This window comes from Streptomyces sp. NPDC001536, from assembly GCF_042894505.1.
GTDB lineage: Bacteria > Actinomycetota > Actinomycetes > Streptomycetales > Streptomycetaceae > Streptomyces.
The window spans coordinates 401,108-414,250 of sequence record NZ_JBIAVQ010000005.1 but is presented as its reverse complement, the minus strand read 5'-3'; the positions used below and the strand labels follow the sequence as shown (position 1 = coordinate 414,250).

Here is a 13,143-nt window from a genome sequence, read left to right as displayed (position 1 = left end):
GGGGTCAGCGGTCCGCGCGTGGTGTCTCGTGGGCGCGGCGCGGGCCCTCGCCGTCCGGGGACGGGCGGCTGCCGTTGACGCCGGGGGGCAGGGCCGCGTCCGCGGTGTTGACGCGCGGGAGGGCGTGCGGATGGTGTTCGCCCAGCCACTGGATCATGTGCTCGCGCACCGTGACCCGGACCGTCCAGATGTCGTCCGCGTCCTTGGCGGTCACCAGGGCCCGCACCTGCATGGTGTTCGGGGTGGAGTCCGTGACGGTCAGGTCGCAGGCGCGGCCGTCCCACGCGGGGCAGCCGCGGAGGATGTCGCGGAGTTTCTCGCGCATCGCCTCCATCGGCGCCGAGTGGTCCAGGTGCCAGTAGACGATGCCGGTCATCTGGGCACCGCCGCGCGACCAGTTCTCGAACGGCTTGGACGTGAAGTAGGAGACGGGCATCGTGATCCGGCGCTCGTCCCAGGTCCGCACGGTCAGGAAGGTCAGCGTGATCTCCTCGACGGTGCCCCACTCGCCGTCCACCACGACCGTGTCCCCTATGCGCACCATGTCGCCGAACGCGATCTGCAGCCCCGCGAACATGTTGCTCAGCGTGGACTGCGCCGCGACACCGGCGACGATGCCGAGGATGCCGGCCGAGGCCAGCAGCGAGGCGCCGGCCGCGCGCATCGGCGGGAACGTCAGCAGCATCGCGGCCACCGCCACCACACCGACGACCGCGGCGACCACCCGTGTGATCAGCGTCACCTGGGTGCGCACCCGCCGGACCCGGGCGGGGTCGCGGCTGGCGCGCGCGTAGCGGGTGTACGTCGTCTCGACGACCGCGGCCGCGATCCGGATCACCAGCCAGGCCGTCGCGCCGATCAGCACCAGCGTCAGCGCCTGCCCGATGCCGACCCGGTGCTCCCGCAGCAGCCGCGCCTCGTCGTAGGCACCTCTGAGCAGGGCAGCGCAGATCACGAGTTGGTAGGGGATGCGCCCACGACGCAGCAGACCCCACATCGGGGTCTCGTTGTGCCGCTCGTCGGCCTTGCGCAGCAGCAGGTCCGTGGCCCAGCCGATGACCAGCGTGAGCAGAACCGAGCCACCGATCACGATCAGCGGGCGGAGTACGTTCTCCATGTCCCCGAACCTAACCGGCCCGGGGCGGACATGAACATGTGACTTCGGCGGCGATGTGGGTACGGCCGCGGAACGCCACTGTCGTACCCGGCTGGCACCATGGCCTCATGAACATCATGCTCTTTCACTCGACCTACGGCCTGAGGCCCGCCGTCCGCCAGGCCGCCGACCGGCTGCGCTCCGCCGGACACGAGGTGTGGACGCCGGACCTCTTCGAGGGGCGTACGTTCGAGACGGTCGAGGACGGCATGGAGTTCAAGGAGCGGACCGGCAAGGACGAGCTGCTCAAGCGGGCCGTGCTGGCCGCCGCGCCCTACTCGGAGCGGGGCCTGGTGTACGCCGGGTTCTCGTTCGGCGCCTCCGTCGCGCAGACCCTCGCCCTCGGCGACGACAAGGCGCGCGGGCTGCTGCTTCTGCACGGCACCTCGGACATCGCGGCCAACGCCTCCGTGGACGACCTGCCGGTCCAGCTGCATGTGGCCGAGCCGGACCAGTTCGAGACCGACGACTGGCTGAGCTCCTGGTATCTCCAGATGCGCCGGGCCGGCGCGGACGTCGAGGTGTACAGATACGCCGGGGCCGGCCACCTCTACACCGACCCCGACCTGCCGGACTACGACGAGGAGGCCGCCGAGGCCACCTGGCGGGTGGCGCTCGGCTTCCTGGAAAGCCTCTAGACCGGGTCGTAGGCGCGTTCCACCTTCTGTGTGCCGCTGCGCGTGCGGTACGAACGGGCCCAGGACGAGGTCGCGTTCGCCTTCGTCCGGTCGGACAGCACGTAGTAGTCCATCTGCGCCCGCTCGGCGGTGATGTCCAGCACGCCGTATCCGTGGCGGTCCGTGTCGACCCAGTGGACGTGCCGGTTGGCGGCCCTGATGACCGGCGCGGCGACCGCGGAGACCACGCCCTCGGGGACCTTCAGGATGTCGTCGAGGTTGTCGGAGGTCACCGAGGTCACGACGAACTCCGTGGCGGCCGAGGCGGACAGCGGGTACGTACCGGCGTTCACCGGCACGTCGTTGGCCCACGCCATGTGGATGTCGCCGGTCAGGAACACGGTGTTGCGGATGGCGTTGGAGCGCAGATGGGCGAGGAGCTCACGGCGGTCGTCCGTGTAGCCGTCCCACTGGTCGGTGTTGAGGGCGAGCCCCTCCTTGGGCAGGCCCAGCAGCTCGGCGAGCGGCTTGAGGAGCTCCGCGGAGAGCGAGCCGATCGCGAACGGCGAGATCATCACGGAGTTGCCGACCAGCCGCCAGGTGGTGTCGGAGGACTTCAGCCCCGCCTTCAGCCAGTCGAGCTGGGCGCGCCCGGTGAGCGTACGGTCCGGGTCGTCGACCGAGCCGTTGCCGACGGCCGCCTGCTGCGAGCGGAAGGAGCGCAGGTCGAGCAGCGACAGGTCGACGAGCTTGCCGAAACGCAGCCGCCGGTAGGTGGTGCCGGCGATCGCCGTTCGCACCGGCATCCACTCGAAGTAGGCCTGCTTGGCGGCGGCCTGACGCGCGGCCCAGGCGCCCTCCGCGCCCTCGGTGTGGTTCTCGGCGCCGCCGGACCAGGCGTCGTTGGCGAACTCGTGGTCGTCCCAGATGGCGACGACCGGAGCGGCCGCGTGGAGCGCCTGGAGGTCCGGGTCGGTCTTGTAACGGCCGTGCCGGGTGCGGTAGTCGGCCAGCGACAGGATCTCGTGGGTCGGCGCGTGCGGTCGTACGACGGTGTCGCGCGTCCCGTACTCGCCGGTGCCGTACTCGTAGATGTAGTCGCCCAGGTGCAGCCAGGCGTCCAGGTCGCCGCGGGCCGCGAGATGGCGGTACGAGGAGAAGTAGCCGGCCTCCCAGTTGGCGCAGGAGACCACGCCGAAGCGGAGGTTCGGCACGGCCGCGTCCGCCGCCGGCGCGGTGCGGGTGCGCGCCGCCGGGGAGTCGGTGCCGCCCGCGGAGAAGCGGAACCAGTAGTCGGTGGCCGGTTCCAGGCCGCGGATGTCGGCCTTGACGGTGTGGTCGGTGGCGGCGGTCGCGGTCGTGGTGCCCTTGGCGACGACGTTCGTGAACGCCTTGTCCTTGGCGACGGTCCAGCCGACCTCGGTGTCCGGGCCGAGCCCGGAGCCGGGTATCGCCTCGGGGGTGGGGGTCACCCGGGTCCACAGCAGGACGCCGTTCGGGAGCGGGTCGCCGGAGGCGAGACCGTGCAGGAAGGCGGGGGCCTCGGCGGCGCGGGCCGGGATCGCGGCGGCGAGCGGGCCGGCCAGGACCGCGCCGGCGGCGGCGGCCTTGACGACCGTACGGCGGCGCGGTGACAGGGAGTTGAGATGCTCGGTTGCTCTGAATCTACTGGTCACGACCGATCAGGTTACTGATCGGTATGAACGAGAGCGGGCGAACCGGTGAAAGTTCGCCCGCTCTTCGGATGACGGTCGGTCAGGCCTTGAGGGCCGCCTCGATCGCCGTGTTGAACTCGGCCACCGTCATCGGCGCGTTCTTGCCGTCGGAACCGGTCAGCGCCTTGCCGTCCATCTGGAGCGTCGGGGTGCCGGTCACACCGCTGTCGTCGAACTTCTTGGACATCTCCAGCGCCCACTTGTCGTAGGTGCCGTTGTTCACGGCGTTCTGGAACGTCTTGTTGTTCTTCAGGGCGTCGACCGTGTTCGCGATCTTGATGAGGTAGGCGTCGTCCTTGAACTTGTCGTCGCTCTCCTCGGGGTGCCACTTCGCCGAGTACATCGCGGTCTTGTACTCGAGGAACGCCTCGGGGCTGACGTTCAGCGCCGCGCCGAGTGCGCTGAGGCCGTTCTTGGAGCCCTCGCCGCCGAGGTTGCCGTCGAGGAAGGTGGCGCCGACGTACTGGACCTTGTACTTGCCGTCCTCGACGCCCTTGTCGAGGGTCGAGCCGACGGTCTGCTCGAACTGCGCGCAGATCGGGCAGCGCGGGTCCTCGTACATGACGAGGGTCTTCTTGGCGGTGCTCTTGCCGATCGTGACGGTCGTGCCGTTCGTGCCCGTGGTGTTGGCCGGCTTGACGAGCTTGTCGTCCTTCGCGGCCTCCCAGTAGTCCGGCTTGTTGCCCTGGACGACCGCGTAGCTGATGCCGCCGGCTATCGCGAGGACGCCCACGAGGGAGCAGGCCACGATGACCTGCCGCTTGATCTTGTCCTTCTTGGCCTGGCGCTCGCGCTCCTGGCGCAGCCGCTCACGGGCCGCCGACTTCGACGCCTGGCTGTTCCGCTTGCTCATGGGGATCTCCGTAAGGGGACGCGCACACGTCGTGTGCGGGATGCATGGGGGGACTGGTGGTGCTCGGGTGCTGTTCGGTCAGGCGAAAGCGACCGAGCACGGCGGTCCACGCCGTCCCAGGGAGTGCACGAGGATCCGGTCACGGACGACGGCGGTGCGACGACCGGGGTGCCGCGGGGTGCGAGCCGCCGGGGTCCGTCGTACCGCCACCGCGGCGACGGCCAGCAGGAGCGGCCGGAACGTGGTGGCCGTCGCCGCGCCGAGCAGCTGGGCCAGAGCCCGCTCGCCGCGGCGCAGCCAGGCGGCGGCGAGGAGGCCGACACCGATGTGCGCGCCGAGCAGCAGCCATGCGGCCCGCGGATCGGCATGGGCGAGGACGCCCGCGAGGCGGTCGGTGTCGGTGCCGGTCACCCGGGCCAGCGGGCCGCCGACGTTGCCGCCGTCGCCGCAGAACACGTCCCAGCCGACCGAGCGCAGCGGACCGGTGACCGGTCCGCCCGCCGCGCCGTAACAGACGTGCTGGCCGGCGGTGAAGACGGTGTCGGCGGCCAGCTCCAGCGGGACCAGCAGGGCGGTGATCCGCCCGAAGCTCCGCTCGCGGCCGGCGAGGGCGTAGGCGAGCACGAACACGGCGGCCGTGACGAGCGCCACCGTGTTCAGCGGCAGCGGGACCCGGGACAGCAGCACGTGCGACGCGGTGCTGAGCGTCACGACGAGTGCCGTGAACAGCGCCGCGCGGAGCGCTCGCAGTCGGGTCCCGGATATGTCCATAGCGGAGAGAGTCTGTCACGCGGCCCTGTAAGGGACCCCTAAAAGGTCCCTGTGAGCGGCCCCATCGTTATCGATCCCACAGGAATCCGGTCTACAGGCCCGGAATGCGGCCGTTGCGGAACAGGTCCACGAAGATCTGGTGGTCGGTACGCGCGCGTGCGCCGTAGTCGTGGGCGAAGGAGACCAGCAGGTCCGCGAAGCCGTCCTCGTCGGCCGCGATGGCCGCGTCGATGGCCCGCTCGGTCGAGAAGGGCACCAGGGACTCGCCGGACTGGTCGTCCGCAGCCCCGTGCATGGTGGCCGTCGCCCGGCCGAGGTCGGCGACGACCGCCGCGATCTCCTCCGGGTCGTCGATGTCGCCCCAGTCCAGGTCGACGGCGTACGGCGAGACCTCGGCGACCAGCTGACCCGAGCCGTCCAGCTCGGTCCAGCCCAGCCACGGGTCGGCGTGCTGCTGGAGGGCGCGCTGCGAGAGGACCGTGCGGTGGCCCTCGTGCTGGAAGTAGTCACGGATCGCCGGGTCGGTGATGTGCCGGGAGACGGCCGGGGTCTGGGCCTGCTTGATGTAGATCACGACATCGTTCTCCAGGGCGTCGCTGTGGCCCTCCAGGAGGATGTTGTACGACGGGAGCCCCGCCGAGCCGATGCCGATGCCGCGGCGGCCGACCACGTCCTTCACCCGGTAGGAGTCCGGGCGCGTCAGCGAGGTCTCCGGCAGCGTCTCCAGGTAGCCGTCGAAGGCGGCCAGCACCTTGTAGCGCGTGGCCGCGTCCAGCTCGATGGAGCCGCCGCCCGGCGCGAAACGGCGCTCGAAGTCGCGGATCTCGGTCATCGACTCCAGGAGGCCGAAGCGGGTCAGCGAGCGGGCATCGCGCAGGGCGTCCAGGAGGGGGCCCTCGGCGGTGTCCAGGGTGAAGGGCGGCACCTCGTCGCTCTTGGCGCCGGTGGCCAGGGCGTGGATCCGCTCGCGGTAGGCGGCCGCGTAGACCTTGACGAGCTCGGTGATCTGCTCGTCGCTGAGCGCCTTCGCGTAGCCGATGAGGGCGATCGAGGCGGAGAAGCGCTTGAGGTCCCACGTGAAGGGGCCGACGTACGCCTCGTCGAAGTCGTTGACGTTGAAGATCAGCCGGCCGGTGGAGTCCATGTACGTGCCGAAGTTCTCGGCGTGCAGGTCGCCGTGGATCCACACGCGCGAGGTGCGCTCGTCCAGGTAGGGGCCGCCCCGCTTGTCCGCTTCGAGGTCGTTGTAGAAGAGGCACGCCGTGCCCCGGTAGAACGCGAACGCCGAGGCCGCCATCTTGCGGAACTTCACGCGGAACGCGGCCGGGTCGGCGGCCAGGAGCTCGCCGAAGGCGGTGTCGAAGACGGCGAGGATCTCCTCGCCGCGTGGCTCGTCGTTGAGCTGCGGTACCGACATCGCTGGGTGCCTCCTGGTGCATGTGTACGACAGCGTTTCTGTCGTCTCAACGGGCGGGGCCGGACGAAAGTGCCCGCGAAACCCTCGCTGTGAAGGTACGCGGGGCAGCCCCCGGAGTGTCAGTGCCGAGGCATAGACTTCGACGCTGTCCCCCGAACTGTCCGTCCGCCTGTCGCCGACCGTTTTCCATGGAGGCCCAACCGTGTCAAAGCCGCCGTTCACGCACCTGCACGTCCACACCCAGTACTCGCTGCTGGACGGTGCCGCGCGGCTCAAGGACATGTTCAACGCGTGCAACGAGATGGGCATGACCCATATCGCCATGTCCGACCACGGCAACCTCCACGGGGCGTACGACTTCTTCCACAGCGCGAAGAAGGCCGGGGTCACCCCGATCATCGGCATCGAGGCCTACGTCGCCCCCGAGTCCCGGCGCAACAAGCGCAAGATCCAGTGGGGCCAGCCGCACCAGAAGCGGGACGACGTCTCCGGTTCGGGTGGTTACACCCACAAGACGATCTGGGCGGCCAACTCCACCGGTCTGCACAACCTCTTCCGGCTCTCCTCGGACGCGTACGCCGAGGGCTGGCTCCAGAAGTGGCCCCGGATGGACAAGGAGACCATCTCCCAGTGGTCCGAGGGCCTCATCGCCTCCACCGGCTGCCCCTCCGGCGAGCTCCAGACCCGCCTTCGCCTCGGCCAGTACGACGAGGCGCTCAAGGCCGCCTCCGAGTACCAGGACATCTTCGGCAAGGACCGTTACTTCCTGGAGCTGATGGACCACGGCATCGAGATCGAGCGCCGGGTCCGTGACGGCCTCCTCGACATCGGCAAGAAGCTCGGCATCCCGCCGCTGGTGACGAACGACTCGCACTACACGTACGCGCACGAGGCGACCGCCCACGACGCCCTGCTGTGCATCCAGACCGGCAAGAACCTCTCCGACCCGGACCGCTTCCGCTTCGACGGCACCGGCTACTACCTGAAGTCCACCGACGAGATGTACGCCGTCGACTCCTCGGACGCCTGGCAGGAGGGCTGCCGCAACACCCTCCTGGTCGCCGAGCAGATCGACACCACCGGCATGTTCGAGGCGAAGAACCTCATGCCGAAGTTCGACATCCCCGAGGGCTTCACCGAGGTCACCTGGTTCAAGGAGGAGGTCCGCCGCGGCATGGAGCGCCGCTTCCCGGGCGGCGTCCCCGAGGACCGGCAGAAGCAGGTCGAGTACGAGATGGACGTCATCATCCAGATGGGGTTCCCGGGCTACTTCCTCGTCGTCGCCGACTTCATCATGTGGGCCAAGAAGAACGGCATCGCGGTCGGCCCCGGCCGAGGCTCCGCGGCCGGCTCGATCGTCGCCTACGCCATGGGCATCACCGACCTCGACCCGATCCCGCACGGTCTGATCTTCGAGCGGTTCCTCAACCCCGAGCGCGTCTCCATGCCCGACGTCGACATCGACTTCGACGAGCGTCGGCGCGTCGAAGTGATCAGGTATGTGACAGAGAAGTACGGCGCCGACAAGGTCGCCATGATCGGCACCTACGGCAAGATCAAGGCCAAGAACGCGATCAAGGACTCCGCGCGCGTGCTGGGCTACCCGTACGCCATGGGCGACCGCCTCACCAAGGCCATGCCCGCCGACGTCCTCGGCAAGGGCATCGACCTCAACGGCATCACCGACCCCTCGCACCCGCGCTACAGCGAGGCCGGCGAGATCCGCGCGATGTACGAGAACGAGCCGGACGTGAAGAAGGTCATCGACACCGCCAAGGGCGTCGAGGGCCTGGTCCGGCAGATGGGTGTGCACGCCGCCGGCGTCATCATGTCCAGCGAGCCCATCGTCGACCACGCCCCGATCTGGGTGCGGCACACCGACGGCGTGACCATCACGCAGTGGGACTACCCGCAGTGCGAGTCGCTCGGCCTGCTGAAGATGGACTTCCTCGGCCTGCGCAACCTGACGATCATGGACGACGCCGTCAAGATGGTGAAGTCCAACAAGGGCATCGACCTCGACCTGCTGGCCCTGCCGCTCGACGACCCCAAGACCTTCGAACTCCTCCAGCGCGGTGAGACCCTCGGCGTCTTCCAGTTCGACGGCGGCCCCATGCGCTCGCTGCTGCGCCTGATGAAGCCCGACAACTTCGAAGACATCTCCGCCGTGTCGGCGCTCTACCGTCCGGGCCCGATGGGCATGGACTCGCACACCAACTACGCGCTGCGCAAGAACAAGCTCCAGGAGATCACCCCGATCCACCCGGAGCTGGAGGAGCCCCTCGAAGAGGTCCTCGCGGTCACCTACGGCCTGATCGTCTACCAGGAGCAGGTGCAGAAGGCCGCCCAGATCATCGCCGGATACTCGCTCGGCGAGGCCGACATCCTGCGCCGCGTGATGGGCAAGAAGAAGCCCGACGAACTGGCCAAGAACTTCACCATCTTCCAGGCCGGCGCCAAGAAGAACGGCTACAGCGACGAGGCCATCCAGGCCCTGTGGGACGTCCTGGTCCCCTTCGCCGGATACGCGTTCAACAAGGCGCACTCCGCCGCGTACGGCCTGGTCTCGTACTGGACCGCCTACCTCAAGGCCAACCACCCCGCCGAGTACATGGCCGGACTGCTCACCTCCGTCAAGGACGACAAGGACAAGTCCGCCGTCTACCTCAACGAGTGCCGGCGCATGGGCATCAAGGTGCTCCCGCCGAACGTGAACGAGTCGGTGCACAACTTCGCCGCCCAGGGCGACGACGTGATCCTCTTCGGCCTCGAAGCGGTGCGCAACGTCGGTACGAACGTGGTCGAGTCGATCATCAGGAGCCGCAAGGCCAAGGGAAAGTACGCCTCCTTCCCCGACTACCTCGACAAGGTCGAGGCGGTCGCCTGCAACAAGCGCACCACGGAGTCCCTGATCAAGGCCGGCGCCTTCGACACCATGGGGCACACCCGCAAGGGCCTCACCGCGCACTTCGAGTCGATGATCGACAACGTCGTGCAGGTCAAGCGCAAGGAGGCCGAGGGTCAGTTCGACCTCTTCGGCGGGATGGGCGAGGAGGAGACCAGCGAGCCCGGCTTCGGCCTGGACGTGGAGTTCACCACCGACGAGTGGGACAAGGCCTATCTGCTCGCCCAGGAGCGGGAGATGCTCGGTCTGTACGTCTCCGACCACCCGCTCTTCGGCCTGGAGCACGTGCTGTCCGACAAGGCCGACGCGGGCATCGCCCAGCTCACCGGAGGTGAGCACGCGGACGGCGCGGTCGTCACCATCGGCGGCATCATCTCGGGCCTCCAGCGCAAGATGACCAAGCAGGGCAACGCCTGGGCGATCGCCACCGTCGAGGACCTCGCCGGCTCCATCGAGTGCATGTTCTTCCCGGCGACCTACCAGCTCGTGTCGACCCAACTCGTCGAGGACGCCGTGGTGTTCGTCAAGGGCCGCCTCGACAAGCGCGAGGACGTGCCCCGGCTGGTGGCGATGGAACTCCAGGTCCCCGACCTGTCGAACGCGGGCACCAACGCGCCCGTGATCCTCACCATCCCGGCCACCAGGGTCACCCCGCCGATGATCAGCCGCCTCGGCGAGATCCTCACCCACCACAAGGGCGAGAGCGAGGTCCGCATCAAGCTCCAGGGCCCGACCAAGACCACGGTCCTGCGCCTGGACCGGCACCGGGTGAAGCCGGACCCGGCGCTCTTCGGCGACCTGAAGGTGCTGCTCGGCCCGTCCTGCCTGGCGGGATAGGACACGCCGAGAGGGCGTACCCGTGGACCGGGTACGCCCTCTCTGTGTGTGCCTGGGTCTCAACAACCCGTTATGAAGATGTCAGTTGTGACCGAAGCGCTTCTGCTTGCCCTTACGGGCCATGTCACCCGGAGTCACCTGGGTCATGCGCTGCTCGGCCTGCGCCTCCATCGAGGACTGCTGGGCCTCCTGCTGACCACGCTCGGACTGCGGCTGCTTGCGGTCGCGGTTCTTGTTCTTGGCCATGGTGATCTGCCTCCTGAGGGGGATCTAGGGGCCAGGGCCGGGACCAGATTCACATATGCCGACAATGAACGCATTTCGGATAATTACCGTCTGTGACAGGCCTTGTCGCCCCGCGATGCCCGGAAACGCCACGCCGAAGATCGAGTTCCGGCCGTTAACCTCCGCGCGGTCGGGCAGACTCGAAGGAAGCCCGAAGTAAACCGCCTCGGAAGAGGGTGAGTCGCGTGGACCGCTGCATCGTCCTGGTGGACGCCGGGTATCTGCTGGGGGCCGCCGCCTCTCTCCTCGCGGGTGAACCCTCGCGATCCCGGATCACCGTCGACCACACCGCCCTCATCCAGGGCCTGCGCGAACGCGCCGAGTCGGACACCGAACGGCCGCTGCTGCGCATCTACTGGTTCGACGGCGCCCCCGACCGCGTCCCGCAGCCAGAACACCGCAGGCTGCGCGTGATGCCCCGGGTCACCGTCCGGCTGGGCGCCCTGACCCGCAGCGACGGACGCTGGGCCCAGAAGGGCGTCGACGCGGCCATGCACGCCGAGCTCACCGAGCTGGCCCGCAACCGCGCCTGCTCCGACATCGTCCTGGTCACCGGCGACGGCGATCTGCTGCCGGGCATGATGGCCGCCAAGGAGCACGGCGTCGCCGTACACCTGTGGGCCGTCCAGGCCGCCGACGGGGACTACAACCAGTCCGAGGACCTCGTCGCCGAGGCCGACGAACGGCGCGTCCTGGACCGTACGTGGATCACCAAGGCCGTACGCGCCAAGGAGCTCGGCGGGATCTGCGCGCCGCCGCCCGCGCCGCGGCCCGAGATCGCCGCGATCCTGTCCGCGCCGCTGCCCGAGTCCGCGCTCGCCGCCGCGGCCGAGCGGTCCGGAGACGAGAGCGAGCACACCCCGGCCGCCGCCTCGGAGAACGGCACCCAGGAGCGGGTGCCCGCACCCAAGGGGGTGCCCACCCCCAAGGACCTGGCCGCCCTGCGCGGCCCCGGCACCCAGCCGCAGCACCCCGCGAACGCGACTCTGCGCTGGTCCTCCGACAAGGGCTGGGTCGACCGCCCCGGCGCCGCCGCCGAGCCGCCCGAGGTCGCCTCGATGCCCACCCTCGCCCAGCTCACCACCGCCGAGCAGCGGTGGGCGGACCGCGAGGAGGACATCACCACCGTCGGCGGTGATCCCTACGAGGTGGGGCAGGTCTTCGCGCGGCGCTGGATGGGGCGGCTGGGCGACCAGGGCCATCTCCAGAAGCTCTCGGGCATGTATCCGCGCGTCCCGCACCGGATCGACGGCGAGCTGCTGCGGTACGCCGCCCGGTTCGGACTGCTCGCCCACAAGGACGACCAGATCGACGAGCACGACCGCTACGCCATCCGTGCCGGGTTCTGGCGCGAGATCGACGTACGGACCGCCGCCGAACACGCGCCCGCGGGGGAGTGAAACGGCACATACGCCGCCCCCGAGGGCGAGCGGAGCTTCCCGACCCCGTACTCTCGTCCCTTGTGAGTACGCGCGCGGCACAGGCACTTCGGCACGGTGACGATGTCGTGTGCGCGGTGCGCGGGCTGACCAAGACCTATCCGGCGGTACGCGGCCGGCGCGGGGTTCCCGCGACACCCGAGGTGCGTGCCACCGACGATGTACGGCTCGACATCCGGCGCGGCGAGATCTTCGGACTGCTCGGGCCGAACGGCGCCGGCAAGTCCACCCTCGTACGGCAGCTCACCGGGCTGATGCGGCCCGACCGGGGCAGCGTCGAGATCCTCGGCCACGACATCGTGCGCCACCCGGAGCGGGCCGCGCGGATCCTCGCCTATCTCGGCCAGGAGTCCACTGCCCTGGACGAGCTGACCGTCTCGCTCGCCGCCGAGACCACCGGGCGACTGCGCGGCCTTGAGGCGCGGGATGCGCGGGCCGAGCGGGACGCCGTACTCGACGAACTGGGGCTCACACCGCTCGCCGGACGGGCCATCAACAAGCTCTCCGGCGGGCAGCGGCGGCTGGCGTGCTTCGCGGCCGCGCTGGTCGGGGAGCGGCCGCTGCTGGTCCTCGACGAGCCCACCACCGCGATGGACCCCGTGGCGCGGCGGGCCGTCTGGTCCGCCGTGGACCGGCGGCGGGCCGAGCGCGGGACGACCGTGCTGCTCGTCACCCACAACGTCATCGAGGCCGAGACCGTCCTCGACCGGGTCGCCGTCCTCGACCAGGGCAAGGTGATCGCCTGCGACACCCCCGTCGGGCTCAAGGAGCAGGTCGCCGGGGAGGTCCGGGTCGACCTCGTGTGGCGCGACGCCGCTCCGCTGCACGTCCCCGAGGTCGCCGCGCTCCAGGACCGGGCCGTCGCCTCCGGACGCCGCTGGACGCTGCGGCTCGCGCCCGAGGAGGCGCGGGCGGTTGTTGCGACGGTGACCGGGGGAGCGGCCTTCGCCGCCCTCGACGACTTCACCCTGGCCACGCCGAGCCTGGAGGACGTCTATCTGGCGCTCGGCGGGGCGGCCCAGCAGGGGCTGGTGAAGGCGTGAGCGCGATGCGGGACCTTGAGCCGGGCTTGAGTGCCCGGGCCGTAGCATCCGTACGGAACAGGACGAACGCCGGAGTGACCCCGTTTGTGAAAGGGAGCAGCGCCA

Annotated in this window: 10 protein-coding genes; 4 read left to right on the top strand and 6 right to left on the bottom strand. The window is 69.6% G+C overall.

What is annotated here, in order from left to right; all coding sequences use genetic code 11:
- Positions 1–4: 4 nt before the first annotated feature.
- Complete coding sequence (locus tag ACFY0U_RS17390; protein WP_388636084.1) at positions 5–1,117, bottom strand: mechanosensitive ion channel family protein; 1,113 nt, start codon at positions 1,115–1,117, stop codon at positions 5–7.
- 107 nt (positions 1,118–1,224) lie between these two features.
- On the opposite strand from ACFY0U_RS17390, the gene ACFY0U_RS17385 reads away from it, so the two are divergent.
- Positions 1,225–1,794: a dienelactone hydrolase family protein gene (locus ACFY0U_RS17385; RefSeq protein ID WP_388636082.1), complete on the top strand. Its 570-nt coding sequence runs from the start codon at positions 1,225–1,227 to the stop codon at positions 1,792–1,794.
- Here ACFY0U_RS17385 and ACFY0U_RS17380 read toward each other — a convergent pair.
- From ACFY0U_RS17380 to ACFY0U_RS17365, 4 genes are all read right to left on the bottom strand, one after another.
- Positions 1,791–3,449, bottom strand: coding sequence for an alkaline phosphatase D family protein (locus tag ACFY0U_RS17380; protein ID WP_388636080.1), 1,659 nt, complete (start codon positions 3,447–3,449; stop codon positions 1,791–1,793). The genes ACFY0U_RS17385 and ACFY0U_RS17380 overlap by 4 nt on opposite strands.
- Before the next feature lie 79 nt (positions 3,450–3,528).
- Positions 3,529–4,341: a thioredoxin domain-containing protein gene (locus ACFY0U_RS17375; protein ID WP_388636078.1), complete on the bottom strand. Its 813-nt coding sequence runs from the start codon at positions 4,339–4,341 to the stop codon at positions 3,529–3,531.
- Between the two features lie 78 nt (positions 4,342–4,419).
- Complete coding sequence (locus ACFY0U_RS17370; RefSeq protein WP_388636077.1) at positions 4,420–5,112, bottom strand: hypothetical protein; 693 nt, start codon at positions 5,110–5,112, stop codon at positions 4,420–4,422.
- Positions 5,113–5,203: 91 nt separating this feature from the next.
- Positions 5,204–6,529, bottom strand: coding sequence for a DUF2252 domain-containing protein (locus ACFY0U_RS17365; RefSeq protein WP_388636075.1), 1,326 nt, complete (start codon positions 6,527–6,529; stop codon positions 5,204–5,206).
- 202 nt (positions 6,530–6,731) lie between these two features.
- Here ACFY0U_RS17365 and dnaE point away from each other — a divergent pair, with 202 nt between their 5' ends.
- Positions 6,732–10,271 carry a DNA polymerase III subunit alpha gene (gene dnaE / locus ACFY0U_RS17360; protein WP_388636073.1) on the top strand — a complete coding sequence of 1,180 codons (3,540 nt, stop codon included), beginning with the start codon at positions 6,732–6,734 and terminating at the stop codon, positions 10,269–10,271.
- An 81-nt stretch (positions 10,272–10,352) separates the two neighbouring features.
- On the opposite strand, the gene ACFY0U_RS17355 is transcribed toward dnaE, so the two are convergent.
- Positions 10,353–10,517, bottom strand: a complete 165-nt coding sequence (locus ACFY0U_RS17355; protein WP_266893661.1) for a hypothetical protein — start codon at positions 10,515–10,517, stop codon at positions 10,353–10,355.
- Between the two features lie 224 nt (positions 10,518–10,741).
- Between ACFY0U_RS17355 and ACFY0U_RS17350 the strand changes: the two genes are divergently transcribed.
- Both ACFY0U_RS17350 and ACFY0U_RS17345 read left to right on the top strand, forming a co-directional pair.
- Positions 10,742–11,956, top strand: a complete 1,215-nt coding sequence (locus ACFY0U_RS17350) for an NYN domain-containing protein (RefSeq protein ID WP_388636070.1) — start codon at positions 10,742–10,744, stop codon at positions 11,954–11,956.
- Positions 11,957–12,063: 107 nt separating this feature from the next.
- Positions 12,064–13,038, top strand: a complete 975-nt coding sequence (locus tag ACFY0U_RS17345; RefSeq protein WP_388636271.1) for an ABC transporter ATP-binding protein — start codon at positions 12,064–12,066, stop codon at positions 13,036–13,038.
- The last annotated feature ends 105 nt before the right edge of the window (positions 13,039–13,143 follow it).